Annotated in this window: 21 protein-coding genes; 11 read left to right on the forward strand and 10 right to left on the reverse strand. The window is 73.8% G+C overall.

Translation table 11 applies throughout. The features are described from left to right. Positions 1 to 22 precede the first annotated feature (22 nt). The 4 genes from ACZ6Y1_RS19505 to ACZ6Y1_RS19520 form a co-directional block, all read right to left on the reverse strand. Positions 23 to 3,817, reverse strand: a complete 3,795-nt coding sequence (locus ACZ6Y1_RS19505; protein ID WP_469630839.1) for a hypothetical protein — start codon at positions 3,815 to 3,817, stop codon at positions 23 to 25. Between the two features lie 2 nt (positions 3,818 to 3,819). Continuing rightward, positions 3,820 to 4,290, reverse strand: a complete 471-nt coding sequence (locus tag ACZ6Y1_RS19510; RefSeq protein WP_469630842.1) for a hypothetical protein — start codon at positions 4,288 to 4,290, stop codon at positions 3,820 to 3,822. 148 nt (positions 4,291 to 4,438) lie between these two features. Further along, positions 4,439 to 5,158 (reverse strand): SDR family NAD(P)-dependent oxidoreductase, encoded by a 720-nt coding sequence (locus ACZ6Y1_RS19515; protein WP_469630844.1) that lies wholly within the window; start codon positions 5,156 to 5,158, stop codon positions 4,439 to 4,441. A gap of 7 nt (positions 5,159 to 5,165) precedes the next feature. Then, entirely contained in the window at positions 5,166 to 5,705 is a 540-nt protein-coding gene (locus ACZ6Y1_RS19520; protein ID WP_469630847.1) for a DUF4383 domain-containing protein, read from the reverse strand. 227 nt (positions 5,706 to 5,932) lie between these two features. Between ACZ6Y1_RS19520 and ACZ6Y1_RS19525 the strand changes: the two genes are divergently transcribed. Together ACZ6Y1_RS19525 and ACZ6Y1_RS19530 are read left to right on the forward strand one after the other, a co-directional pair. Then, a complete protein-coding gene (locus ACZ6Y1_RS19525) occupies positions 5,933 to 7,039 on the forward strand; it encodes a MerR family transcriptional regulator (RefSeq protein WP_469630849.1) in 1,107 nt (368 codons plus the stop codon). A 59-nt stretch (positions 7,040 to 7,098) separates the two neighbouring features. Next, entirely contained in the window at positions 7,099 to 7,353 is a 255-nt protein-coding gene (locus ACZ6Y1_RS19530) for a hypothetical protein (protein WP_469630853.1), read from the forward strand. A 70-nt stretch (positions 7,354 to 7,423) separates the two neighbouring features. Here the strand turns inward: ACZ6Y1_RS19530 and ACZ6Y1_RS19535 are convergent, their stop codons facing one another. From ACZ6Y1_RS19535 to ACZ6Y1_RS19545, 3 genes are read right to left on the reverse strand one after another with little or no spacing between them, the layout of a single operon-like run. Further along, complete coding sequence (locus ACZ6Y1_RS19535) at positions 7,424 to 8,980, reverse strand: hydroxysqualene dehydroxylase (RefSeq protein WP_469630856.1); 1,557 nt, start codon at positions 8,978 to 8,980, stop codon at positions 7,424 to 7,426. Beyond that, complete coding sequence (locus ACZ6Y1_RS19540) at positions 8,977 to 9,696, reverse strand: class I SAM-dependent methyltransferase (RefSeq protein ID WP_469630859.1); 720 nt, start codon at positions 9,694 to 9,696, stop codon at positions 8,977 to 8,979. The genes ACZ6Y1_RS19535 and ACZ6Y1_RS19540 overlap by 4 nt, the downstream gene beginning before the upstream one ends. A gap of 38 nt (positions 9,697 to 9,734) precedes the next feature. Further along, positions 9,735 to 10,922 (reverse strand): lycopene cyclase family protein, encoded by a 1,188-nt coding sequence (locus ACZ6Y1_RS19545; protein WP_469630863.1) that lies wholly within the window; start codon positions 10,920 to 10,922, stop codon positions 9,735 to 9,737. Between the two features lie 222 nt (positions 10,923 to 11,144). Between ACZ6Y1_RS19545 and ACZ6Y1_RS19550 the strand changes: the two genes are divergently transcribed. The 4 genes from ACZ6Y1_RS19550 to ACZ6Y1_RS19565 are packed head-to-tail and all read left to right on the forward strand — an operon-like array spanning position 11,145 to position 16,028. Beyond that, entirely contained in the window at positions 11,145 to 12,449 is a 1,305-nt protein-coding gene (locus ACZ6Y1_RS19550; RefSeq protein ID WP_469630866.1) for a polyprenyl synthetase family protein, read from the forward strand. Further along, complete coding sequence (gene crtI, locus ACZ6Y1_RS19555) at positions 12,446 to 13,966, forward strand: phytoene desaturase family protein (protein ID WP_469630869.1); 1,521 nt, start codon at positions 12,446 to 12,448, stop codon at positions 13,964 to 13,966. The genes ACZ6Y1_RS19550 and crtI overlap by 4 nt, the downstream gene beginning before the upstream one ends. Beyond that, the gene (locus tag ACZ6Y1_RS19560) at positions 13,963 to 14,985 is read left to right on the forward strand and encodes a phytoene/squalene synthase family protein (RefSeq protein WP_469630872.1); all 1,023 of its coding nucleotides are present in this window, start codon (positions 13,963 to 13,965) and stop codon (positions 14,983 to 14,985) included. The genes crtI and ACZ6Y1_RS19560 overlap by 4 nt, the downstream gene beginning before the upstream one ends. Beyond that, positions 14,982 to 16,028, forward strand: coding sequence for a DUF5914 domain-containing protein (locus tag ACZ6Y1_RS19565; RefSeq protein WP_469630875.1), 1,047 nt, complete (start codon positions 14,982 to 14,984; stop codon positions 16,026 to 16,028). Before ACZ6Y1_RS19560 ends, ACZ6Y1_RS19565 begins: the two co-directional genes overlap by 4 nt. 27 nt (positions 16,029 to 16,055) lie before the next feature. Here the strand turns inward: ACZ6Y1_RS19565 and ACZ6Y1_RS19570 are convergent, their stop codons facing one another. After that, positions 16,056 to 17,420: an NAD(P)/FAD-dependent oxidoreductase gene (locus ACZ6Y1_RS19570; RefSeq protein WP_469630878.1), complete on the reverse strand. Its 1,365-nt coding sequence runs from the start codon at positions 17,418 to 17,420 to the stop codon at positions 16,056 to 16,058. 309 nt (positions 17,421 to 17,729) lie between these two features. Here ACZ6Y1_RS19570 and ACZ6Y1_RS19575 point away from each other — a divergent pair, with 309 nt between their 5' ends. From ACZ6Y1_RS19575 to ACZ6Y1_RS19585, 3 genes are all read left to right on the forward strand, one after another. Beyond that, positions 17,730 to 18,986, forward strand: coding sequence for a cytochrome P450 (locus ACZ6Y1_RS19575; RefSeq protein WP_469630881.1), 1,257 nt, complete (start codon positions 17,730 to 17,732; stop codon positions 18,984 to 18,986). Positions 18,987 to 19,128: 142 nt separating this feature from the next. Continuing rightward, positions 19,129 to 19,854, forward strand: a complete 726-nt coding sequence (locus ACZ6Y1_RS19580; protein ID WP_469630885.1) for a dienelactone hydrolase family protein — start codon at positions 19,129 to 19,131, stop codon at positions 19,852 to 19,854. A gap of 119 nt (positions 19,855 to 19,973) precedes the next feature. Continuing rightward, positions 19,974 to 20,699, forward strand: coding sequence for a peptidylprolyl isomerase (locus ACZ6Y1_RS19585; RefSeq protein WP_469630888.1), 726 nt, complete (start codon positions 19,974 to 19,976; stop codon positions 20,697 to 20,699). 97 nt (positions 20,700 to 20,796) lie between these two features. Here ACZ6Y1_RS19585 and ACZ6Y1_RS19590 read toward each other — a convergent pair whose 3' ends face one another. Then, entirely contained in the window at positions 20,797 to 21,960 is a 1,164-nt protein-coding gene (locus ACZ6Y1_RS19590; protein WP_469630891.1) for a PucR-like N-terminal domain-containing protein, read from the reverse strand. 86 nt (positions 21,961 to 22,046) lie between these two features. Between ACZ6Y1_RS19590 and ACZ6Y1_RS19595 the strand changes: the two genes are divergently transcribed. Together ACZ6Y1_RS19595 and ACZ6Y1_RS19600 are read left to right on the forward strand one after the other, a co-directional pair. Next, positions 22,047 to 23,102, forward strand: a complete 1,056-nt coding sequence (locus ACZ6Y1_RS19595; RefSeq protein WP_469630894.1) for a ferredoxin reductase — start codon at positions 22,047 to 22,049, stop codon at positions 23,100 to 23,102. 7 nt (positions 23,103 to 23,109) lie between these two features. Beyond that, positions 23,110 to 24,228: a fatty acid desaturase family protein gene (locus ACZ6Y1_RS19600; protein WP_469630897.1), complete on the forward strand. Its 1,119-nt coding sequence runs from the start codon at positions 23,110 to 23,112 to the stop codon at positions 24,226 to 24,228. Between the two features lie 65 nt (positions 24,229 to 24,293). Here the strand turns inward: ACZ6Y1_RS19600 and ACZ6Y1_RS19605 are convergent, their stop codons facing one another. Next, on the reverse strand, positions 24,294 to 25,811 hold the full coding sequence (locus ACZ6Y1_RS19605) for a glutamate synthase subunit beta (protein WP_469630899.1): 1,518 nt from the start codon (positions 25,809 to 25,811) through the stop codon (positions 24,294 to 24,296). Between the last annotated feature and the right edge of the window lie 239 nt (positions 25,812 to 26,050).

The following is a 26,050-nucleotide window of genomic DNA, read 5'->3' on the forward strand; positions in this document are numbered from 1 at the left end:
CATTCTCCTCGGTCGATGGCGGTCACCAGGGGGACGCGAGGTCCCGTACGAGCTCCAGCAGTTCCGCGATCGCGGCGGTCGGTGCCCGCCCGCCGTCGAGCCACGCGCTCAGGGCCGCCCGGTCGGCCGCGGTGAGCGAGGCGAGCGGACGCCCGGCGAAGGAGAGCGGGTCGCCCAGGTCGTGCACGGTGGAGCCGTGGACGACGTGACGGCCTCCGGGCGCAGCGGTCAGGAGCGGCGGGGCGCCGCGGCGCGGCCCGGCGAGCGGACGCGGCTCCGGCACGGGGTCGAGGGCCACCACGTCGTGGAAGTACGCCGTCCCCCCGCCCTGGGCGTGCCCGCCGACGACACGCCAGCCCGGGATCGCGAACAGGTGCTCCAGGCGGGGTCCGGGAGCGTTCCAGGCGGTCACCATGGTCTCCTCCGACTCCTGCTGGAACAGGTAGATCCCGCCGGTGGAGGCCGCGGTGACGAACTCGTCGGGTGAGAGGAAGGCCGCTGCCTCCACCGTGCCGTGCTGGTCGGGAAGGCTGCGCCAGCCCTCGGCGGACAGCGGCTCCAGACCGGCGTCGGTGAGGATCAGGCGGCCGCCGCCGGCCAGCAGGAGCCGCTGCCCGGACGGGTCGACGGCATGGACGGTGCAGCGCTCCAGACCCAGGTCGCGCAGGTCGATCCGTTCCAGCTGCCGGCCCACGGCTCCGACCAGGGCCACGGGTTCGCTCCCCAGCAGGGCGACGAACCCGCGGGCGGTGGCGAAGGTCCGGGCGCCCACGAGGTCCGGGCCGCCCGCCAGGTACTCCAGCCCGCCCGGCCGGTACAGGACGAGTTCGGGAGACAGCCACAGCTCCGTGCGCAGCGCGAGGACCGCGTCGGGCCCCAGGCAGGTGACCGTGTCGGTGCCCACCCGGAGGTGGTCGGCCGACCAGATCCGCGAACGGGAGGCGAGGTCGTACACGTCGATGCGGGTCGCGTGCTCGCCGCGGGGGCGTCGCTTGCCCGGCGGCCGGTACGTCTCCCAGGTCATGGCGGTTTCCCCGGGGGCGAAGGAGACGCGGTCCGGTGCCGGCGGGCTGTCCCGGTGGGGCAGGCGCCACGCCGCCCGCGCGGCGGCGGCCCGGGCGGTGCGTTCGGCGGCCTTCGGCCGGTGGCGGCGCGAGGTCAGCCGGGCGGCCAGGCGTCCGCCGGGACCGTCCTCGGGCGGGGCCCAGTGCTCGGGCGCGTGGAGGTGGGCGATCCGGATCGCGTCGGTGACGGGGACCCTGCGCATGAGGTCCCACAGCCCCTCCCGGTCGGCGGTCCGTACCAGTTGCTCGGCTGCCGCGTCGATCTCGGCCGGCGTGCCCCAGGGCAGCCGGTCGGCGCCGCGCCGCTCCCGCAGGTAGAGCAGCGCACGGCCGATGGCGCCGCGTTCGGCTTCGGCGCCTGTGGCGTCGTCCGGGTCGAGGGCGAGGCGCTCCCGGCGCAGGGCGAGGCTCTCCTCGACGATCGCGACGGCCTCGGTGTGCCGCTCCAGCGCGATGAGTTTCTCCGCCGCCTCGTCGAGCCGGGTCACGAGGACGTCCCGGTAGTGGGCAGCGGCCTCGGCGAGCTGGCGGTAGAGGTGGATCGCCTCCAGCAGCGCGCCGACGGACTCGGCGTGCCGCCCGGCGTTCCACAGGTGCTGGCTCTGGATGCTGAGGCTGCCGGCCAGGTCGTCCCCGAAGCGCGCGGGATCGAGGTCCGCCATCTGGCGCGCGGACGCCACCACCGCCCCGGCGCTCTCGGCCGCTTCCTCGTCGCGTCCGGACATCGCCAGCAGGTAGCCGTTCACCATCCCCAGGCGGTCCACGTCCGGGGACATGGACCACCAGAGAAAGGGGTCGCGGTCCAGTACCCGGGAGAAGAGCCGTTCCGCCTCCGCCACGGACGCGTGGGCCTGTTCTTCGGCCCCTGTCGTCCAGAGCGCGAAGGCCAGCCGGGTGTGCGCCTGGGCCAGGGCGCCCAGGACGGCCGGGTCCGCTCCGTCCCCCGGCATCAGCCCGATCGCCTCCCGGAGGAGGCCGACGCGTCGCTCGGCGGGGATCTCCTCCAGGAAGAGGCCGCCGAGGTTGAGGAGGGCGTCGGCGTACTCGGACCGGTGCGCCGGGTCCTGCTCGGCGGCCTCCCGGGTGAGGCGTACGGCCTCTTCCATGTGCTCGCACGCCTCGCCGCGGCGGCCCGCCCTGAGGTGGGCGCCGGCCAGCTCCGAGGGGAGCCGGGCGCGTTCCATGCCGTCCGCGGCGCGTTCGAGGCGGTGGGTGGTGAGCCGTACGGCGAGTTCCCCGGCCCCGCTCTCCACCCGTACGTCGCCCGGCGGCAGCAGGGGCTCGATCGCCTCCAGGACATCGGGGTCCACGGAGTCGAGCATGGCGATCGAGGTCAGTACGGAGCCCCCGCCGCGGACGGCGAGCCCGGGGTCGCGGCGCAGCAGCGGGAAGAGGACGGAGGGGCCGATGTGCGGCCAGCGTTCGGCCGCGGCGATGAGGAAGGTGAGGGCGCGGGGTGTCCAGGCGGGGGCGGCGCCTGCGTCGCGCTGCAGGACGCGGGTGGTCGCGGTGACGGACCACAGGTCGGTCGGGTAGGCGGTGACGGGGCTGCCGGGGAGGGTGAGGGCGAGGTAGTCCTCGGCGAGCCGGTCCGGGAGGAGCGGCTCCAGTACGTGGGCGGCCGCCGGGTCGGTGGGCGGGTAGTGGACGGCGTGGGCGGTCAGGGCCCGGTCGGCCGGGGTGCTCAGCAGGAGCCGGTCCAGGAGGGGGCGGGCGGTATCGCGGCGCATCGGCCCGGTGAGGACGGCGGTGAATACGGTCCGCGCGAGGTCGAGGGCCCGGCGGTCGCCGTCCTCGGTGCCCCCGCCGCCGGGACCGCCCGTGTCGTGCTCGACCGGCCGGCGCCAGTTGTCGTGTTCACGGTCGAGGAGGTACGCGGTCATCCCGGCGAGGCCGGCGGGCGGTTCCCGGCCGCCGGCCCGGGCGTCGACGGCGACGAGGGCGGCCATGTGGACGGCGAGGGTCAGGCCGAAGTCGGGGCGGGCGAGGTCCTCGTAAGGCGGGCGCAGTCCGTCGAGGGCGGCGGGGTCCGGGTAGTGGGCCGCGAAGCTGCGGCGGGCGGCCTCGAACATCCGGCTGCGTTCGCCCTGCCGGGCGGAGAGCGGGTCCAGCGGCTGGTCGGAGAGGTCGGTGGCGCGCCGCTGCCGGGTCAGCTGCGCGCGCAGGGCGGGCCAGGGCCGTACCGAGCGGGCGATGAGGAGGACCCGGGCGGGGAGTTCACCGAGGAGCAGCCCGTTGTGGAACAGCCACCTGAGGTGGGCGTCCGGCCAGCGGTCGGCGTAGTCGACGAGCAGCAGCACCCCGGTGCGGTGGCCGGTGCGCAGGTCCTGGCTGCCCTCGGCGGGCGGGTGGGTGTCGGTGCCGTGCACGGCGTCCACGACGAGCCAGCCGGCGTCGGCGCATTCGGCGGCGAAGCGGGCGGCGAGGCGGGACTTGCCCGCGCCGCCGGGTCCGTGCAGCCAGCGCACGGCCGACCGGGCGGGCTGATCGCGCCACTCCCGCAGCCGGGCCAGCTCCGCTTCGCGGCCGGTGAAGTCCACGATCTCGCTGCGGGCGTCGAGCATGCGGCTGGGCTGTGCGCGCAGCCAGGCGGAGTCCCGGCGCAGGGTGTCGGCGGCGCCGTGCGGGGCGCGCGCGTAGAGCAGGTAGACGGGGGTACCGTCGCCGAAGACGTGGATGTCGGCACCGACCGCGCCGTAGGCGAAGCCGGCGACGGCGCGGACTTCCTGATGGACCTCGTCGGGGAGGTCCACGGTCAGCCGGACCCCTCCGCGCCGTCCTCGGCGGGCGGTGGCACCTGCCCTTCGGCCGCCTGGTGGTAGTGGAGGTTGCCGCCCTGCACGGCGAAGAGGGTGCCGTGGTCCCGTGCGGTGTTCCACTGGGTCCACACCTGCCGCTCGGCCGGCAGGCCGCTGTGCACGCGGGCGACCAGTTCGCGCAATTCGCCCTCGCTCTCGGGGTGTTCCTCCAGGAGCAGGAGGAGTCGCCGGCGCCATACGGGGAGCAGTTCCGCCCGGATCTCGTCCGCTCCGGCCTGCCCGGCGCGCCCGACGAGCTGGGCGTCCTCGTCGAGCTGCGCCCCGATGAGCTCCCCGCGGGCTTCTCCGCCGCGCCCGAAGAGCCGCACGACCCCGCCGCGGGCGCCCTGCCAGACGTCGGTGGCCATGGCTCCGATCAGTGCGGTGGCGCCCGCGCCGGCGAGTGCCGTCAGTGACTCAGCCAACATCCGTCCTCCTGGGTCCGATGCGCCGCGCGGCGCTCGGTTGCCGAACTGCCCTTGCCTGCACCCAGGTTAGCCGGGGCGGGAAGCGCCGTCGGGTGCGCGTCCCAGGACGGGCGACTCGACCGGGCCGGTGGACGTGCCGTCAGTCACGTCAACAGGCCGAGGGCGTGGAGGGCCCGGGCCGGCGCGCGGGTGCTGTCCGGCCCGGGGCAGGGCTGTCGAGGTGCCCGAGCAGGTCGCCGAGAAGGCCTCGTACATGCGTGGCGGGATCCGCTCCCCGTTGCAGGGGCGGCGGGCGGCCGACCACGGCTCGGGAAGCGAAACCGGTGTCCAGATGAGGGAGCCGGGCATCCACCACGGCCACGCGCCGCCTGCGGACCTCTCGCGCCAGGACGCCCAGCCAGCAGGCCAACGCGGCTTTCGACGCGGCGTAGTCCGCGGTCCCGGTCAGCGGGGCGTTGACGATCGCCCCGGTCACGGCTGCGAGGAAGCCTCCGTCGCGGACGACGGGTACAGCGCCTCTGAGTACGGCCATGGGGCACAGGGCGTTGACGGTCATGAGGTGTTCGGCGGCGGCGTTCGGCACGGTGGCGGCGGGCCCGAAGCCCGCGACCCCGGTGGTGACGAGGACGCCGTCGAGACCGCCGAGCGCGGCGAGCGCCCACGGCCCCGAAGCGGTGCAGGTGTCAAGATCGTAGGCGTCGAGCACGCGGGCCGGGCAGCCTGTGGTGGAGGCCAGGTCGGCGAGGCCCCCGCGGTCCCGCCCGGCGAGGGCCAGGCGGACGCCGCGACCGAGGAACTCATGCACGGCGAGCCGGCCCAGTTCGCCCGTCGCCCCCACCACCAGCACCCGTGCCGCCTCGCCGGCCATGGCGGCCTCAGCTCTCCGGCAACTCAGCCGGCGGCCGGCCCCCGGCACCGGCCCGGGGGTAGGCGGCAGCCGGCTCGCGCGCGGCCTGCTCGGGGTGGCGCCGACGCCAGTAGGGGTTGTCGTGAGGCAGTCCGCCGCTGACACGGCCGTACATCCCGAACGTCATGACCAGGAGGCCCATCAGGAAACTGAACATGACGTTGGACAGACCGAAGTCCAGGATGTTGCCGGGCCGGCCGATGAGGAACAAGTGGACGAAGCCACTGGCCACGAAGATCACTCCGACGACGGTGTTGAGCGTCGAGGCGAGGTTTCCCCCGATTGCCGCGCCGGCCATGAGGAGGAGTCCGAAGACCACCGAGATCGTGCTCAGCAGTCCGTTGGTGGACAGGCCGGCGATGCGCTGTCCGTCCGTACTGAACGCGTCGAGGCCGCCGGCGAAGCCGAGGGTGCCGAAGACCAGGAGGATGAGCCCGCACAGGCCGGCGCCGAACCGGTAGACACGGCTGAGGGGGTGGTCCACGGGCAATTCGTCTGTCAGGCGCATGGGTGCTCCAGGAGGATCGCGTCGTCTCGTCCCGAGGAACCCAGCATGACCAGCGCCACCGGAGCGGAAAAGTCGCAATGTTCCTGCACCGATTCGCCCGAAATGCCCCTGGGACCGCTGGTGGCGCTGCCATGGCAAGGCCCCTGGCGGTACGGGGACGCATCCGTGCCCCGCCCGTACGCAGAACACATCGGTGTGGCATGTGCCCAGCACCAGTGGAGGCGGAGATGGACGGGAACGGGGGCCCCGGCGCCGGGGCCGGTGTGACGACCGGGGGGCTCGCGCGGGAGCTCGGCATCTCCCCCACCACGTTGCGTTCCTGGGACCGTCGCTACGGACTGGGACCTGCGACGAGGATCGAGGGACGTCACCGGCGGTGGACGGCCCCGGACGTCGCGATGGTCCAGGAGATGTGCCGTCTGACGGCGGAAGGCGTGCCCCCGGCCGAGGCGGCCCGCGCCGCGAAGGCCAACGCCGCCGAGGTCCGCGCGTCCGGACCGGCCCCGCTCACGACACCCCTCCATCGGGCACCGGTCGAGCCGTCGACCGGTCCGGACGATCCTCCCGGAGGGACCCCGCCGCCAGGGGACCCGCGGCGGCGCGGCCGGGGGCTCGCCCGGGCAGCGGTGCGCATGGACGCCGAGGCCGTGCACAAGCAGATCATGACCTCCATCGAAACGTACGGCCTGATCGCCGCGTGGGACGAGGTGCTGATGCCGACCCTGCGATACGTGGGGCGCAAATGGGAGTCGTCCGAGGACCGGTACGTGGAGGTGGAACACATGCTGTCCTGGCACATCTCGGCGGCCCTCAGATACGCCTACGCGGGCTCGATGACCCGCAGCAGACCGGCGGACTCCCGCCCGGTGCTGCTGGCATGCCTGCCGGGCGAGCAGCACACCCTTCCCCTGGAGGCGCTCACCGCCGCTCTGCGGGATCGCGGCCAACGCGTCCTGATGCTGGGCGGATCGGTACCGGCCGAAGCCCTGGAGGCCTCCGTGCGCCGAGTCGCTCCGGCGGCCGTCGGCCTGTGGTCGCAGTCCCGGAAGACCGCCGACCTTCCGATGGCGCGTCACCTCGCGGCACTGCGCTGGGGGATGCACGGCGCCCGGACGCGCAGCCGTGTTCTGTTGTGCGGTCCGGGGTGGGGGCCGCGTCCGGACCCGCAACTGCTGCGGCCGCACGGGCTGAGGGACGCCGTGAGGATCATGCTCTCCGCCAACCGTCCGGCCGGCGAACCGTTTGCCGAAGGAGAACGGTCGCCGCGGTCCGCGCGGACCGAACCCGCGAGCGCATCCGAACCCGGAACCGGGAGCGAAGAGGTCATTGCATGACATTCCCCGTGCGGCTTCGTGAGCGCGGGGGGATGCGTCTCCCTCTCAGAGGAGTGATCATGATCGTCAAGAAGCTGCACGAGGCCGGGGTCACCAGCGAGCACGCCTACCTGGCCGCCACCGCGTCGATCGGCCTGTCCCTCGCGTCCTGGCTCACCTCCAGCAGGAACGAGAGCCTCGAACGCGCCGACCGGTGGGGAATCTTCGTCGGGGAATGGGCCCCCACGTTCTTCGGCCTGGGTCTCGCTCTGGCGCACTACGAGGAGCGGGACCGGGTCCGCGGCGGCGGGTCGCCCTCTTCGTCAGGGGCGTGATCACTGCGTGAACCGAAGCGGCGGCCCGGCGGCCCGTCCGGACTGCCGGGCGGGCCGCCGGGCGGAGGGCTCAGCGACTCGCCCAGGCCGCCGCCTTCCGCAGTACGGCGGGACGGCCGCGCTCCGGCACCGTCCACAGGGTCTGCCCGCAGAGGCCCCAGCGTTCGAGCAGTGCGTTCGCGGCCTGGAAGCCGGTCGTGGCCGCCCGTTCCATCAGGGCGACAGGAAGGCCGGTGCGCACGGCGTCGCCCGCGACCACCAGACCGGGATCGGAGGTGCGGACGGTGGGGCGGTCGGCGTAGCCGCCCACCGGGAACAGCGGGCAGTCCTCGCGCCATTCGTGACGGACGTCGACCACCGTCGCGGCGCGGGTCTCGGGGTACACGCGGTGCAGCTGTGCGACGAGTTGCCGCTCCTCGGCGGTCCGCTGCGCGCCCGGGTCGACGGCGTAGGCGTGGAGTTCCACGACGGATCCCCCGGCGCGTGCCGCCCAGCGGGCGGCTTCGTCCTCCCACCGGTCCAGCACGCTGATGTTGTCGAGGCCGCCGAAGCCGCTGGTTCCGAGGAACCCGGGCCGGTCGGAGGCGACGGGCCGGTCGAGCCAGAGCCGGGTGACCAGGAAGGGCGGGGCACTGCGCAGCCGCGCCACGCGCTCCCGCCAGGCAGGGTCGCCCAGTTCCTGCGAACGGGCGACCAGGGACCGCAGGCCGGCGGAGTCCAGGGCGAGGACCACGGCGTCGTGTCTGCGCTCTTCGCGCTCTCCGGCCACTTCGAAGCCTCCGCCGTGGGCGGGCGCGACGTGCTCGACCGTGCTCCCGGTCCGCACCTCGGCGCCATGCCGCTCCAGGTATCCGGCCAGCGGACCCCACAGCGCGGCCGGGTAGGGCGAGCGCGGCACATCGAACAGCAGGCCCTCGGCAGAGCCCAGGAAGTAGATGTGGAACATCAGCGCCATCTCGGCCGCCGACAGCCGGCGCGGATCGGCGAAGAAGCTCCGGGAGAAGACTTCGAAGGCCAGGTGGCGGGCCCGTTCCGGGAAGCGGATGGCCTCCAGGAAGTCGTGGGCACTGATGTCGTCGAGCCGGCGGTACACATCCGGCACCCGGACATCGAGGAGGGGCAGGGCCTTGGCCGGGTTCAGGGCGCGCAGATCCCGCAGCCGGAAGGACGGGCTGAGCGCGACGAAGCCGAGCGCACTCCACGGCGGGGTGCGCGGCACGTGCCGGAAGCTGTCGCGCAGCCCGTCCGCGTGCAGCAGCGGATAGTCGGGCAGTCCGTGCAGCCGGGCCAGGGCGGGGTCCGTGCGGCGCAGCAGGCCCCGCAGGTTGTAGTACTGCCGGAAGAAGGCGTGGAAGCCGCGGCTCATCGTGACGGTGCTGCCGTCGCGCAAGCGGGTCGGCCAGCCGCCCGCACGGCCGCCGAGGTAGGGCTCGCGTTCGTACAGCGTCACCCGCACGCCCCGTTCGGCCAGCGCGGTGGATGCGGCGAGGCCGGCGATCCCTCCGCCGATCACCGCTGCCGTGGGGCCGCCCTCTGCGCGGCGGGCTCCCGGGTGGGCGGGCAGGACGCGTGCCCGTCGGTCCCTGCCGCGGCGTGCGGCGGGTTGCCGGCGCACGGGGCCGGTCATCGGGGGTCTTCCGGCCGGGCGGCCACGAAGGTGTGGGCGATGCCCGTCTGCCAGCCCGGCAGGGGCAGGGCTCGGACCTTGTCGAAGCCGGCTCCCCGGAGGCGTGCGGCGAACCGGTCGGCCGGATCGAAGTGGACGACGCTGCGCCACAGATGGCGGTACAGGGGTCCGTCGCCCAGCAGGGTCGCGGCGGGCTGCACGATGCCGCGGCACACGAGCGTCCACACGGCGCGGTCGGTGCGGCGGCCGCTGAGGCTGTACTCGTGCACGGCGAGCCGGCCACCGGGCCGCAGGACCGCGCGGACGGAACCGAGGACGGCGTCGGGATCGGTGAGGTTGCGGAAGAGGTAGGCGGCGAACACGGCGTCGAACGGGCCGTCGACGTGCGCGCCCGCCAGGTGCTCGGCCGGGGCGTGTACGAAGCGCACGCCGCCCGCCCACGGCTTGGCGGCGGCTCGCGCCAGCATGCCCGCCGAGGCGTCCACAGCCGTGATGTCGGCAGCCGGGAGGACGGACCGGAGCGCGGCCGTCGAGGCTCCGGTGCCGCAGCCGAGGTCCAGTACCCGCAGCCCCTCCCCGTGTCGGGGCAGCCCCAGGCGGCGCACGGAACGCCGAAGGTGCGCGTGATAGCCGGGATTCGCGGCCACCAGCGCGTCGTAACTGCGGGACGCATGGTCGAACGCGGCGGCGAGGTCCTCGTCGCGCAACAGGGTCATACGGGTCTCCAGGAGCGGGGGGGCGGGGAACGGAGGGGTCAGGCAAAGGGACGGCGCTGCAGGCGGGGCAGCTCCAGAGCGGTGCGCAGCATGGGTCCCACCGGGGCGTGGCGGCCGACGGCCAGGTCCTCCAGGAGGCTCGTGGGCCCGTCGAGGAAGCGCAGGAGGCGATCCGCCGGGACGCGGCCGAACAGTCGGCAGAAGAGGCCGGGGCCGTCGACCCGGCCGCTGTCCAGGGCTCGCAGGAGTACCGCGTCCATGGTGCGGGCACGCGCCGAGTGGGCTGCGGGGGGCACCGGGCGCCGGCCCTGCCGCAGCGCGGCGGCCACGGCCCGCGTCTGACGCTGGAGTCCGGCGAAGGTGTAGCCGGTGGACGGGCGGGTCGCACCGCCGGCGGCCCCGATCCGGAACACCGACGCCCCGACCCGTCGCGGCATGGGAGCGTCCGTCATCGGGATCAGACCCGTCTCGGTCGCGACGATCTCCAGATCGCCGAGGGACAGGACGTCCTCGACGTAGCGCCGCAGCGCCGCCTCGTAGCCGCTCGCCGTCAGCACCCGTGGTGAGAACTCCGTGTACTCCACGAGGGCTTCGCGCGGGCCGGTGGGCAGGACGTAGCCGAAGGAGAGCCCGTCGCGGGGCTGCGCCGTCCGGAAGTCCATCAGTTCGGCAGTACCGCAGTCGAAGGCGGGCCGGGCCGTGCGGACGAACCAGCCGTGGAAGTGCTGCAGCAAGGTGGTGCGGGCAGCCGGAATGCTGCCCAGGGGCCGCGAGTCGAACACCCAGCGGACCTGCAGGTCCCGGTGGTGGCCGCCGGCAGGGGACATCTGTACGCGTACGCCGCCCAGGACCTCCTCCACGGAGTCCACGGCCGCCTCGATGCGCCGGACATTGGGGCTGCGCGCGAGGTCCCGGGCAACCAGGTCTTCGAAGTCGTCGGAGCGGATCATCTTGTACCGCAGCGGCGCGATGTCCCGCTCGACCGCGGGGCCGGCGGGCGGCCGTACCCGCAGGTGGCGCCATTGGGATCGCACCGCTGCCTCGAAGCGGCCGCGGCCCGGCTCCCAGAAGCACCAGGTGCGCGGGGCGGGGCGCAGCGGGCCGGGCGGGGCGTCGACGAGGAACACCGAGGGGGTCCGGGCCCCCGACGCATGCCCGCTCAAGCGGTGGGCCAGTGACAGCCCGGCTGCTCCCGCTCCGATGACCGCCACGTCCGCCTTCAGCACGGCTGCCGCCTCCAGGTCCCGAATCCGCGTGTCACCTATCAGGACTGCTTTCCCTCCGTAGTGCGGGATCGGATGCGGTCTTTGCTCCGGTCACTCGGCCGGGTGCGTCCGGAAGACGGCATTACTCGACTTTTCGGGCATTCGCTTCGCGCCGCATCCGTACCGCGGGAAGAAGCCGAAGACCCGTTCGCAGCGATCGACACCACCATGGGAGGAACCGGGATGCGCCCGATGCAGGCGAAGGACCACCCCGCGGCCGAGCCGTTGCCCGGCCCCTGTCCGGCGGCTCCCGCGGGTTCCTCACCATGGCCGAGCCTGTCGGTCCGGGCAGCCACCGGGACACCGCCAGGGTCCGAGGGGCCGCACGGTGACGTCCTCCCGGCACCCCGGCCCGGCGCCGTCGACGCGGACGTGCACACCGCGATCGGGAACATGCTGGAGCGGGTGCTGGCCGACCGGCTCACCCGAGCCGGTGCCGTGGACGCGGTGTTCGCCCGTGAACTGGGCGAGCGCGTCGCACGTTTCACCAGGGAGGGCGGCAGACGTCTCCGCTCGCAGCTCGTCTGGTGGTCGATGCGCGCCTGCGGCGGGGAGGACGGGGCGACCGCCGAGGCCGCGTTGCGCATAGGGGCGGCACTCGAGCTGCTCCAGTCCTGCGCCCTGGTCCACGACGACGTGATGGACGGCGCGACGCTGCGGCGCGGCCGGCCGGCCCTGCACGCCGACGTGCGGGATCGGTACAGCAGTGCCGCCTCGCCCGACCGCGCCGCCCGTTTCGGTGAGGCCGCCGCGATCCTGGCCGGGGACCTGGCGCTCGCGTGGGCGGACGACGTGGTGGCGGAAACGGCGCTGGACGCGAGGACGGCGGCCTCGGTGCGCCGGCTGTGGAGCGACATGCGTACCGAGATGGTGGCGGGCCAGTTCCTCGACCTCCGGGGTCAGCTGACCGGGACACGCTCCCAGCTGGAGGCGCTGCGCGCGGCACACCTCAAGAGCGCGCTGTACTCGGTCGAACGGCCCCTCGCGCTGGGCGCGGTCGTCGCGGATGCGGACGGCCGCACGGTACGCGCGCTGAGCTCGACGGGACGCTGCGTGGGCATGGCATTCCAACTGCGCGACGACCTCGACGACCTCTTCGGCGACCCCCTGCAGACCGGCAAGAGCTGTGGCGGGGACATCCGCGAGGGAAAGCCGACCTATCTGGCAGCGCTCGCGACGGCGAGGGCCAGGGCCACGGGCGACCGACGGGCCCTGGCCGTCCTCGAACGAGCCCTCGGTGACGAGAACCTGACCTCCGCCGGGCTCGACGAGGTGCGGGAGGCAATGGTGCGGACGGGCGCCCGGCAGGCCGTCGAGACCAAGATCGCTCAGCTGGCGGACGAGGGACTGCGCCACCTCGACGGCGCGCCGTTCGCCGCGGGGGCGAAGGGCCGCCTGCGCGGGCTGCTCACCGCGGCGACGGTTCCCCGTACCGTGGACGGCCCGCCCGCCCGGGCGGGCCTCGCCGCGCGGGAGGCACGGCGATGACCCGTACGGTGAGCGGCCGCACGGACCACGTGGTGATCGTCGGGGCGGGGCTGGCCGGCCTGTCGGCCGCTCTGCACCTGCTGGGCGCGGGGCGCCGGGTCACCGTCGTCGAACGGGACGCCCTGCCCGGCGGCCGGGCGGGACGCCTCCGCCTGAACGGCTACCGTATCGACACCGGCCCGACCGTGCTGACCATGCCCGACCTTGCCGACGAAGCCTTCGCGGCGGTCGGCGACAGCCTGGCTCAGCGGGTGGAGCTGATCCCCCTGCACCCCGCCTACCGGGCGTCGTTCGCGGACGGCAGCACCCTGGACGTGCACACCGACGGCGACGCGATGGCCGCGGCGGTCGAGCGGTTCGCCGGAGCCGGTGAGGCGGCGGGCTACCGGCGGTTGCGCGCCTGGCTGGAACAGCTCTACCGGGTCCAGATGCGCCGCTTCATCGACGCGAACTTCGACTCCCCCCTCAACCTGCTCACCGGCGACCTCGCCCGGCTGGCGGCGCTCGGCGGATTCGCGCCGCTGGACCGGCGCATCGGCGGCTTCCTGAAGGACGAGCGGCTGCAGCGGGTCTTCTCCTTCCAGGCCCTGTACGCGGGCGTGCCACCGGCCAGGGCCCTCGCCGCCTACGCCGTCATCGCGTACATGGACACGGTCGCCGGCGTGTACTTCCCGCGCGGCGGCATGCACGCCCTGCCTCAGGCCATGGCGGACGCGGCCGCCGACGCGGGCGCCGAGCTCCGGTTCGGCGAGCCGGTGACCCGGCTGGAACGCTCCGGCGAACGGATCACCGCCGTCGTCACCGGGCACGACCGCATCCCCTGCGACGCCGTCATCCTCACGCCGGACCTTCCCGTCGCCTACCGGCTCCTCGGCCGTCGGCCCCGCAGGCCGGTTCGGCTGCGCCACTCCCCCTCCGCGGTCGTGCTGCACGCGGGCACGGAGCGCACCTGGCCCCAACTGGCCCACCACACGATCTCCTTCGGTGCCGCCTGGCGGACCACGTTCGACGAACTCACCCGGCAGGGACGGCTGATGAGCGATCCGTCCCTCCTCATCACCCGGCCCACGGCCACCGACCCGGCTCTCGCCCCGCCCGGGCGCCACCTCCACTACATCCTCGCTCCCTGCCCCAACACGGAGATCGGGCCCGACGGCGCCGCATGGGGCGAGCTCGGCCCCCGCTACCGGGACGACCTGCTGCGCGAGCTGGACCGGCGCGGCCTGGGCGGAATCGAGGCGGCCATCGAGGACGAATCGCTCGTCACCCCGGCGGACTGGCTGGACCAGGGTCACGCCGCGGGCACCCCCTTCTCCGCAGCCCACACGTTCCTGCAGACGGGACCGTTCCGGCCCCGAAATCTCGTCCGGGGCACCCAGAACGCCGTCCTGGCCGGCTGCGGCACCACCCCCGGCGTCGGCGTACCCACCACCATGGTGTCGGGAAAGCTCGCGGCAGCCCGGATCACGGGCGGCGCCCGGCGCCCCTCCCGGCGCACCGAAGGGGCGGCCCGATGACCGGACGCGAACTCGACGCGGCAGGTATCACCGACCCGGTGCTGCGAACGGCGTACCACCGGTGCCGCGAGCTCAACGCGACGCACGGCAAGACGTACTTCCTCGCCACCCGCCTCCTGCCGGCCGAACGCAGGCCGGCCGTGCACGCGCTGTACGGGTTCGCCCGGTGGGCCGACGACATCGTCGACTCGACGGACCCCGGCACGGACGACGGCCTGCGCGGAGCACGGCTGACCGCGCTGCAGCGGCAGCTGGACGAGGGGCTGCGGCAGGGGGGCGACGGTGAGCCGGTGGTGACGGCCCTCGCCGACACCGCACGCCGTTACGCCATCGATCACCGCCACTTCCGGGACTTCATGACCGCGATGCGCTCCGACCTGGTGGTGACGGACTACCCCTCCTACGCCGATCTGCTCGGCTACATGCACGGCTCGGCCGCCGTGATCGGTCTGCAGATGCTGCCGGTGCTGGGCACGGTGGTGCCGCGCGAGGAGGCCGAGCCGCACGCGGCAGCCCTCGGTGTCGCCTTCCAGCTGACCAACTTCCTGCGGGACGTCGGCGAGGACCTCGACCGCGGGCGCGTGTACCTGCCGGCCGACCTGCTGGCCGCGCACGGCGTCGACCGCGAACTGCTGCGCCGCTGCCGGGAAGCGGGCAGGCAGGATCGCCGTGTGCGCGCCGCTCTGCGGGAGTTCGAGGCACTCACCCGCCGCGTCTACCGGGAGGCGCGGCCCGGCCTCGCCATGCTCGATCCGGTCTCCCGGCCCTGCATCCGCACCGCGTACACCCTGTACGGCAACATCCTCGACGCCGTCGCCCGGGACGGCCATGCCGCGCTGCACCGCCGGGCCGTCGTGCCGCGCCGCAGGCGCGCGACGGTCGCGGCGGGCGGTCTGGTCCGGGTGGCGGCGGCCAGGCTGCGCCACCGCGGCCGGCCCCGGCCGGTGCAGACACCGCCGCCCGCACCGCCGCGCTCGACGGCGCCCGCCACACGAGCCGCCTCCGAGGAGGTCGTGTGAACCCCGGACTGAACCCCGAGCTGAACCCCGGGCTGAATCCCGAGCCGCCCCGGCGCCGTGCCCGGCTGCCCTTCGCGCTGCGCCGCAGGCCCGTCCCGTGGGACCGGCAGCGGCCGACCTGGCGCGAGGCCAGGCCGGTTGTCATCGCGGAAGCGCTGAAGCGGGCGCAGGCCCGCCCGTCCGGGAACTGGTACGTCGTGGGGGCGTCCGCCGCTCTGGGGGGCGACCGCCCCCTGGCCCGTGACGTCGCGGGCCGCGAAGTGGTCGTCTGGCGCGGCACGGACGGGCGCCCGCACGCCGGCCCGGGTGTCTGTCCGCACCTCGGGGCACCCCTGGCGGACAGTCCCGTCCGGTGCGGAACCCTGGTGTGCCACTGGCACGGACTCGCCCTCGACGGAAGGCCGTTCGCGGGCTGGGAGCCGCTGCCCGCCTTCGACGACGGCGTGCTCCTCTGGGTACGGCTCGACGAGATCGGCGGAGAGGAGCCGCTGGACGCCCCGGCAGTACCGGCGCGGCCGGACCTCGCCCGCGGGGTGACGGCGGTGTACGAGGGCACGGGGCTCTGCGAGCCCGAGGACATCGTGGCCAACCGTCTGGATCCGTGGCACGGGGCCTGGTTCCACCCCTACTCCTTCGTCGACCTGACGGTCGTCGACTCGCCCCCCGGGGACGACACCGCGGACCGCTTCGCCGTCGACGTCTCCTTCAAGGTGGCCGGACGACTGGTGGTACCGGTGAGGGCGGTCTTCACCGCTCCCGGACCGCGCACCGTCGTCATGCACATCACGGAAGGGGAGGGCGCGGGCTCGGTGGTGGAGACGCACGCGACCCCCCTCGGGCCGGACGGGCGAGGCCGTCCGCGCACGGCCGTGACCGAGGCCGTGGTGGCCGCCTCCGACCGGCCGGGATTCGCGTTCGCCCGCAAGGCCGCCCCGATCCTGCGCCCCGTGATGCGCACCGCGGCGGCCCGGCTGTGGCGGGACGACCTGGCATACGCCGAACGCCGCTGGCACTTGCGCTCGACGGGCAGGTTCCCGGGATGAAACCGGCGACCCCGCTCGCCGGAACCGTCAGCCTTCCCCGGCCGCCGTACGGGCCCGTACCTCCTCCGGGGTGAGGTACTGGTCCGTGTACTCGAAGTCGCGCAGGGTCCCCGGCTTGTACGTCTGGAAGCCGGTCCGGACGAAGTCGTCGCCGGCCACCGCGTTCAGGAGCCAGTTCGTCATGACGCGGGTCTTCGCGGCGCCGGTGCGCAGGGCCGCCCAGTGGTAGCCGCGGGCCACGGCCTGTGCGGGCATGCCGCGCAGGTCGATGCCGAGCGGCCGGGACACCCCGTCGCGCCCGCCGAGGTCCACGACCAGACCGAGGTCCTTGTGGGCGTACCGGCGCAGCGGTGTGCCCCGCAGCGCGGCGACGACGTTGTCGGCGGCGACCCTGCCCTGGCGCTCCGCGTGCTGCGCGGTCGGGGGGCAGACCGCACCGTCCCCGCCGCCGGCGAGGTCGGGTACAGCGGCGGCGTCGCCGAGCGCGAACACGTCGTCAGCTCCCGGTACCCGCAGGTCCGCAGTGACGACGAGCCGCCCGCTCCTGGCCGTCTCGGCGCCCAGCGTGGCGACGAGGGGGCTCGCGACGACGCCGGCCGTCCAGATGAGCGTGCGGCAGGGCAGCACCCGGCCGTCGGTGAGGGTGACGGACTCGGCGTCCGCCTTGGCCACGGAGGTGCCGAGCGAGACCTCGACGCCGCGGCGGCGCAGCACTTCGAGGGCGGCCTCGCCCAGGCGGTCGCCGAGTTCGGGCATCAGTTTCGGGGCCACGTCCACGAGGTGCCAGCTGATCTCGCGCCGTTCCAGGCGGGGGTAGCGGGTGACGGCGTGGGTGGTGAGCCGCTCCAGGGAGGCGGCCGTCTCGGTGCCGGCGTAGCCGCCGCCCACGACGACGAAACCGAGGCGGGAGGCCCGTTCCGGCGAGCCGGGTGCGGCGGCGTCGGCCAGGTCTAGCTGGGCGATCACGTGGTCGCGCAGGTGGGCCGCCTCGGCCAGTGTCTTCATCCCCCGGCCGTGTTCCGCCAGGCCGGGGATGTCGAAGGTGCGCGTCACACTGCCCGGCGCGAGCACCAGGTGGTCGTACGGCTGGTCCACCAATTCTCCGGTGATCTTCCGGATGACGCAGACCTTGGCCCGGGTGTCCACGCCCACGGCCCCACCGGGCACGATCCGGGTGCGGTGGCGGCGGCTGCGGCGCAGCGAGACCGCCACCGACTGGGGGGTGAGCACCCCGGAGGCGACCTGCGGCAGCAGGGGCAGGTAGAGCTGGTAGGAGAAGGGGGTGACCAGCAGGATCTCCGCCTCCCCGGGTGACAGCGTCCGCTCCAGGCGCCGTACGCAAGCGACGCCGGCGAAGCTCGCGCCGACGACCACGATCCTCGGTCGCATCATGATGTCCGTCCCTTCTCCGGTGTACGGGTCCCTGTACGCCTTCCCCCATCGGCCGTCCCTGCACGCGGAAAAGCGGGAGGGACGGCTCCGGAAGTCCTGGACGGCCACCGAACGGCTCCGGATGCGCGGCGTGCCGCAGGGCAGCGCGACGCTCGCTCCGCCCTGCGCGCCCACTGCCCGCGTGCCCCTTCTCCACCCGCGCGCCACCGCGTATGTCGCATACGGCCATGTACGGCCATGTACGGCCACGCACGAGTGACGCCGGGCTGTCGCACGCGTGCCCCGGGCCATGCCGGGTACGCGCGGTCCATGCCCTCTTCCAAGAAAGCCGACACGGCCCCGTGGAACGACAGCACGCTCGCACTCCTTGTGCACGGTTACGCATGGCTGCCCAACCGGATGCGCCGCAGCCCCGACAGCACGGTCCGGACCCGCCTGATGGGACGGCCCGCGATCGCCCTGCGGGGCCCGGACGCGGTCGCGTTCTTCTACGACGAGAAGCACGTCGTACGCACCGCGGCCCTGCCCGACCCCGTCCTGGACACGCTCTTCGGCCAGGGCGCCGTCCACACCCTGGACGGCGAGGCGCACCGGGTACGCAAGGCGATGTTCGTCGCCCTCCTCAAGGACGGCGCCGGAGTCGCCGCACTGAGCGAGCACGTCACCCGCCAGTGGCGCGAAGCGATGGCCGGCCGGCGGCACGACCGCATCCGGCTCTTCGACGAAGCCGCCAGGGTCCTCGCCCTCGCCGTCCGCGACTGGGCGGGCGTCCCGCTCTCCGACGCGGCAGCCGCCGACCTGGCCCGCGACTGCACGTCCATGGTCGACGGGTTCGCCACACCCGGCCCCCGCCACCTGCGCGCACGCCGGGCACGGCGCCGCCAGGAAGACGCTCTCGCCGGCCTGATCACCGATGTACGCCGGGCCCCGGAGGAGGACTCCAAGGGTTCGGCACTGGAGACCGTGGCTTGGCACCGGGACCTGGACGGGACCCTCCTGGAACCGCGTGTCGCCGCGGTCGAGCTGCTGAACATCATCCGGCCCACGGTCGCCATCGCCTGGTTCGCCGCCTTCGCCGCCCACGCACTGCACCGGTGGCCCCAGCACCGCGACCTGCTGCGAGCCGACGTTGCCGGTACCTACGCCGAGGCGTTCGCCCACGAGGTACGGCGCTTCTACCCCTTCGCCCCCTTCGTGGCGGGCCTCGCCGCCCAGGACCTGACCTGGCACGGGGACCCCGTTCCGAAGGACACCCTGGTACTGCTCGACCTGTACGGCCAGAACCACGATCCAGCCCTCTGGGAGGATCCGTACCGGTTCGACCCGCGCCGGTTCACCAGCCCCGAGGGGACGCAGGACCCGCTGGCCAACCTCGTCCCCCAAGGCGGCGGCGACCCGGCGCGCGGCCACCGCTGCCCCGGAGAGGACATCACCGTCAGCGCACTCGCGGCCCTCGCGACGGAACTGGCACGGCTCGACTACGAAGTCCCCGACCAGGACCTCGGCATTCCCCTGTCCCGCATCCCCACGCTCCCTCGAAGCGGCTTCGAACTCCGTCTGAGGTGACCGGGCAGGGCCTGCACCGATCGCTCCGGCAGCTGCCGGGCGGTCGGGCCGGCCCACCGCGGGTGACACGCCGGAGACCCGCCTTCTGCCGGTGGCGGAACACCAGCCCGACCGGGCCCGACGATCACTACAGTCCGGGCCCATGACGGCAGTTACCACGCGCACGATCGCATACCCGGCGGACGGCCTGACGATGATCGGGCACCTCGCGCTCCCGGCCGGTGCCGGCCACCGGCCCGCGGTCCTGGTCGGGCCCGAGGGGGTGGGCCTCAGCGACGTCGAGCGCCGCCGGGCCGACGCGCTCGCCGAGCTGGGATACGTGGCGCTGGCCTTCGACCTCCACGGCGGCCGCTATCTGGACGAGCCCGAAGAGATGCTGGCGCGTTGCGTGCCGCTGCTCGCCGACCCCGGCCGGATGCGGGGCATCGGTCACGCGGCGCTCGACGTGCTCCGTGCCGAGCCGCGGACCGACCGGGACCGGATCGCCGCCATCGGCTACGGCACCGGGGGCGCGATCGCACTGGAACTCGGGCGCGACGGCGTCGACCTGCGTGCGATCGCGACGGTCAACGCACTGACCACGGGCCGACCAGGCGAGACGGCGCGCATTCACTGCCCGGTGTGGGCCGGGGTCGGGTCGCAAGACCCGATCATGCCGCCCGCGCAACGGGACGCGTTCACCGCCGAGATGCAGGCCGCGGGCGTCGACTGGCGCCTCGTGGTCTACGGCGGCGCCTTGCACGCCTTCCATCACCCACCGGTCGACCACAGCGTGCTGCCCGGGGTCGGTCATCACCCTCAGCACGCGCGGCGAGCCTGGCGGGACGTCGTGGACCTGCTCGCCGAGTGCCTGCCCATGACGGAGTGACGCCGGCGGATCCGGCCGGCGCTCCTGGCCGGGCTCCTGTCCAGGCATTCCCGCCGCCCAAGCCACGCCCTAGACTGCGACCGCTCCAGGACCTGGCGATCATCGAGAGGGCGTGCGGGATGAGACGAGTACTGATCAGCGCATTCGCGGCCGTGGCGTTAGTCGTGTCCGGCGGGAGTGTCGCCACCGCTTCCGACGGCGCTCCGCCGCGCACCACGCACGGCCCCTGCCAGTACGCACAGACCCCGGACGAGCCGCCGGCGCGGCCTGTCCCGCTGCCGCCGGACCCGAGGCACACCCCCAGCCGTGGCACGGTCGACGTGGCCGTCCAGACCAGCCAGGGCCCGCTCCCGCTGCGTTTGGACCGGGCCAAGGCGCCGTGCACGGTCCAGAGTTTCCTGCACCTGGCACGGCACGGGTTCTACGACCGAACGGTGTGCCACCGTCTGACGGCGTATCCGACGCTGAAGGTCCTGCAATGCGGCGACCCGACCGGGACCGGTGAGGGCGGGCCCGGGTACAAGTACAAGGACGAGCTGCCGGTGGACCTGCCGCCCGCACCGACCGACCCGACCGGCGCGCGCCGCCTGTACGGGCGCGGCCTGCTGGCGATGGCCAACGCCGGGCCGGACACGAACGGCTCCCAGTTCTTCGTCGTCTACGGCGACTCCGCACTGCGGCCGAACTACACGGTGTTCGGCTCGGTCGGCCCCGACGGCCTGGCAACACTCGACACGACCGCCGCCGGAGGCATCGAGCCGACCCCGGAGAACCCGGCACCGGTCGACGGCACACCCGTACTGCGCACCGAGTTGCTCCGCATCCGGCCGTCCTGCCGGGATTGACGCACCGCGCCGGCCGGCGCCGGAACCGCGGCCGCGCGGCCGGCCTGCGAACGATGCGCGGGTCGCCCCGCCCCGGGGGTGGCGACCCGCGCTCCCGTCACAGGGCTGAACGGACCGCCTGACGGCTGCCCCGCAGACCGACCGCCAGCGTGAGCTCAAGGACCCGGTGCGGCGACGCGAGATCCGGAAACAGCTCCCGCAGCTGCGACATCCGGTACCGGACGGTCTGGGGATGCACGAACAACGCCGCCGCCACCTCGTCCCGCCGGCCCTGGTGCAGCAGCCACTCCCGCAACGTCTCCTCCAGCCGCCGTGCTGTCGCGACAGGCAGGGTCCGCAACGGTGCGAGGGCTCTGGCACGCAGGTCCGCGAACGCGTCCACGTCGGCGCTCAGCACCAGCTCGGGCAGGTGGTCCTCGGTGTCGCGGATATCGGAGGAGAGGGAGCGCGCGCGTGCGGCTCGTGCGTACGAGGCGGACGCGCGGGTCCATGGCCGGGCCGGGCCGACGACGGCGGTACGGTCGGTCAGCTGCCTCAGGAGGTGTGACCGGTCGGCATCGGGGACGAGGAGCACACCGGTGGCGTCCGGCAGATCGTCGAGGACGAGGGTGCTCGGGTCGAGCGCGCGGTAGGCGGGCCGCGCCTGGGCGGCGGGCAGCAGGACCGCGGTCAGTGAGACCGGAGCCTGCCACCCGGCCCGCTGGGCGGAGGCCAGCAGCACGTCCGGGCTCGCGCCCGCGAGGAGGTCGCGGGCCAGGTGTTCCAGGTGGCGCTCGTGGTCCCGGCCCCGGGCGGCCAGTTCGTCGGCGTGGCCCGCGGCGCTCGCGGCGGACAGCTCGTCGATGTAGGCGAAGGTCAGCTCGGCGAACTTGGCGACCTCGGCGGCGGGCAGACCTGCGGGCACGGCCCCCGCTGCCAGGCATCGCCAGGCCACGCGGGCACCGACGCGGTAGGCGCTGAGCAGGGCGTCCATCGAGCGCCCGTCGCGCACCTCGCCGCGGCCCAGCTCGTAGGCCGCGTCACCGCCGTCGCCGCCCGCGGCGTTCCCGCTCGCGAGGTCCAGGTAGTGCCCCAGGGCGGTGCGCACGGCGCGGCGGATGGTGCCGCCCATGCTGCCCGAGAGGGCGTTGGCGTAGGAAGGGACCTCGTCGATGATCGCCTGGACGACCTCGTCGGCGGTGCTCTTCAGCGCGGCCCGAAGCGCGGTGACCGTTGTCTCATCCAGGGCCAGTTCGCTGGCCCTCCGGATCACATGGCTCACTTTTTATTCCCTACGAACAAATCAGCCGACCAGATTCACGTCCTGTGGTCAGGACTTTACGCCTCCAGGCACAGCAAGCTGGAGCCATGACGAGTACAGCCCTCCGCAGCAGGGCGTGGAAACTGCTGGAGATGGTCACGACGCCGCTGCTGCCGTCGGACTACCTCGACCTGGTCAGCCCGCTGCGTGCGGGCGCCGACCTGCGGGGGCGCATCGAGGCCGTGCACCCCGAGACGGGTGACGCCGCGACCATCGTGATCAGGCCGGGACGGGGGTGGCGCGGCCACACGGCCGGTCAGTACGTGCGGATCGGGGTCGATGTCGACGGGGTGCGCCTGTGGCGTGCCTACTCCATCACCTCGCCGACGGACCGCCGGGACGACCGCGTCACGATCACCGTGAAGGCGATCCCGGACGGCAAGGTCAGCAACCACCTGGTCCGCAGGGCGAAACCGGGCACCCTGATCCAGCTCGACCAGGCGGCCGGTGACTTCGTGCTGCCGCAGGCCAAGCCCGCCAAGGTGCTCTACCTGACGGCCGGCAGCGGCATCACGCCCGTGATGGGCATGCTGCGCGACACCGAGTTCGACGACGTCGTCATGGTCCACTGCGCGCCACGGCCGCGGGACGTGATCTTCCGCGACGAACTGCACGAACTGGTCGCGGACAAGAAGCTGCGGCTCACCGAGGTGCACACCGACACGGACGGCATGCTCGACATCGCCCGTCTCGGCGAACTCGTGCCCGACTGGGCCGAGCGCGAGACCTGGGCCTGCGGGCCCGCGGGCCTGCTCGACGCCGCCGAAGAGCACTGGCGCGGACACGGCGTCCCGGAGCGCCTGCACACCGAACGCTTCCGCCCCGGCATCGTCGTCGCCGGTGACGGCGGCGAGGTCACCTTCAGCACCACCGGCAAGACCGTGGACGCGGACGGCGCCACGCCGTTGTTGGACGTCGGCGAGGAGGCCGGCGTACTCATGCCGTCCGGGTGCCGCATGGGGATCTGCTTCGGCTGCGTCACGCCGCTCAGGGCGGGCGCCGTCCGCGACCTGCGCACCGGCGAGATCACCGAGGCCGAGCCGGGCGTCCTCATCCAGACCTGCGTGTCCGCCGCGGCGGGCCCGTGCGACATCGAACGGTAGGAGCACCTTGACCGCCATCGACCCCACCGCCCACCTGACCGCGGAGCAGATCGAGGAGCTCGGCCGCGAGCTGGACGCGATCCGGGATGAGGTGATCGCCGACCGCGGCGAGAAGGACGCCGCCTACATCCGCAAGGTCATCTCGGCGCAGCGCAAGCTGGAGCTGGTCAGCAGGGGCGTGCTGCTGTTCTCGTTCTTCCCGCCCGCGTGGCTGATCGGCACCGCCGGGCTGTCCGTGGCGAAGATCATGGACAACATGGAGATCGGCCACAACGTCCTGCACGGCCAGTGGGACTGGATGCGGGACCCGAAGATCCACTCCACCACCTGGGAGTGGGATCACGTCTCGCCGTCCGACCAGTGGAAGCACTCGCACAACGAGCTGCACCACGCGTACACCAACGTGATCGGCAAGGACAACGACCTCGGCTACGGCATCATGCGCGTCGACGAGGACCAGCGGTGGCACCCGTTCCACCTCGGCCAGCCGCTGTGGAACTTCATCAACGCCTGCTTCTTCGAGTACGGCATCGCAGCGTACGACCTGGAGCTCGGCAAGAACCTGCGGGGGCGCCGCCGCAAGGACCCGGAGTTCCGCGCGCGGGCCAAGGCCGTGGGCCGCAAGATCCGCAAGCAGGTGCTCAAGGACTACGTGATCCACCCGCTGCTGTCGGGCCCGTCGTTCCTCACCACGCTCGCCGCCACGTTCACCGCGAACATGGTCCGCAACATCTGGTCCCACTCGGTGATCATGTGCGGGCACTTCCCCGAGGGCGTGCAGGTCTTCGAGCGCCGGTCGATCAAGGGCGAGACTCGCGGCCAGTGGTACCTGCGCCAGATGATGGGCTCGGCGAACATCAGCGGCAGCAAGGCCATGCACTTCATGACCGGCAACCTGTCGCACCAGATCGAGCACCACCTGTTCCCGGACCTGCCGAGCAACCGGTACGCCGAGGTCGCGGTGAAGGTGCGCGCGCTGTTCGAGAAGTACGAGCTGGAATACGTCACCGGGCCGCTGCCCAAGCAGGTGTTCTCCGCGTGGCGCAAGGTCTGCCGGCTCTCGCTGCCGAACAAGACGCCCAAGGTCAGGACGCCGGACCGCGAGCAGGAGCTCGTCGCGGCCTGATTCCCGGAACCGGTTCGGTTCCCGGCCGGTGGGCAGCCGCGACATCGGCCCCGCGCCGCGGGGCCTCAGGTCCCGTCCGGGTCGCACCCGTACCGCAGGCGCCCCAGCGCCGTCATGGGCCGGTCGTGCGCCGCCACCGGGGCCGGCAGGACCGTGGAGCCGGTCAGGTAGCGGTCCACCGCCGAGGCCGCCGACCGGCCCTCGGCGATGGCCCACACCACCAGCGACTGTCCCCGGCCCGCGTCCCCGGCCACGAACACCCCCGGCGCCCGTCCGGCGGCGGCGAAGTCGGCGTCCCGCGCGAAGTTGCCGCGTCCGTCGTACTCCAGCCCCAGTTGCTCGCGCAGCCCGCCGGCCCGCCGGGGCCCGGAGAAGCCCAGCGCCAGCAGGACCAGTCCGGCCTCGATCACCCTCTCGGTGCCCGCCAGGGGCCGCCGCTCCCCGGCCTCGACGGCGGTCAGCCTCAGCGCCCGCACCCGGCCGCCGGCGTCCCCCTCGAAGCGCAGGGTGGCACTGGAGAACAGCCGAGGGTCGCGGCCCGCGCGGCCGCGTGCCTCCTCGTGGGCGTGGGAGATCCGGTACACCCTCGGGTGCACCGGCCAGGGCTCTCCGTCGGCCCGGTCGGGCCCCGGTTCGGGGTTGATGTCCAGCTGGACCACCGACAGCGCCCCCTGCCGCAGGGCCGTGCCCAGGCAGTCCGAGCCGGTGTCGCCGCCGCCGACGACCACCACGTGGGCGCCGTCGGCCGTCACCGGGGACGCCGGGCGGTCCCCGGCGCACACCCGGTTGGCGCAGGTCAGGTACTCCATCGCCTGGTGGATGCCGCCCAGGGAACGCCCCGGGACGGGGAGCTCCCGGGGCTCCCCGGCGCCGACCGCGACGACCAGGGCGTCGTAGCGGCCGCGCAGCGCGTCGGCCGGTTCGCCGCCGCCCACGTCCGAGTCCGTCACGAAGGAGGTGCCCTCGTCCCGCATCTGCTCGATCCGGCGGTCCAGGTGTTCCTTCTCCATCTTGAACTCGGGGATGCCGTAGCGGAGCAGCCCCCCGAGCCGGTCGGCCCGCTCGTGGACCACGACCCGGTGCCCGGCCCGGGTCAGCTGCTGGGCCGCGGCGAGGCCCGCGGGGCCGGAGCCGATCACCCCCACGGACCTCCCGCCCCGCCGCTCCGGCGGGCGCGGGGTCATCCAGCCGCGCCGCCGGCCCTCGTCCGCGATCGTCTGCTCGACGTTCTTGATGGTCACCGGATCGGCGTTGATCGCCAGGACGCAGGCGTCCTCGCAGGGCGCCGGGCAGAGCCGGCCGGTGAACTCGGGGAAGTTGTTCGTCGCGTGCAGCCGCTCGTAAGCGGCGTGCCAGTCGGAGCGGGCGCAGTAGGCGTTCCACTCGGGTATCAGGTTGCCCAGCGGGCAGCCGGTGTGGCAGAAGGGGACGCCGCAGTCCATGCAGCGGTCGGCCTGCTCGCGGACCAGCGGCAGCAGAGCCTGCCCCGCGTACACCTCGCGCCAGTCCCCGAGCCGCTCCTCGACGGGCCGCGCCGGGACGGCCCTGCGGGGGATCCTGAGGAAGCCGAACGGATCGGTCACGCGCCGCCTCCCTGACCCGGGGCGAAAGGTGAGAGGCGCGGCACGGCGCGCCCGAAGCGCGCCGTACGTCACCTTCCCCCCAGATTACGCCGTCCGGGCGAACCGGCACCCGGCCCGTGCCCCCGGGCGGCGGCCGTGCACCGGATTCGTTCGGAAACCCCCATGATCCTCAGCGCGCCCACGGACCCCACCACTTGGGTGGCAGTGGGTCGGCTGGACTCGAAGTCGGCTGATCGGGA

The sequence above is a fragment of the Streptomyces sp. NPDC053432 genome (assembly GCF_055585365.1).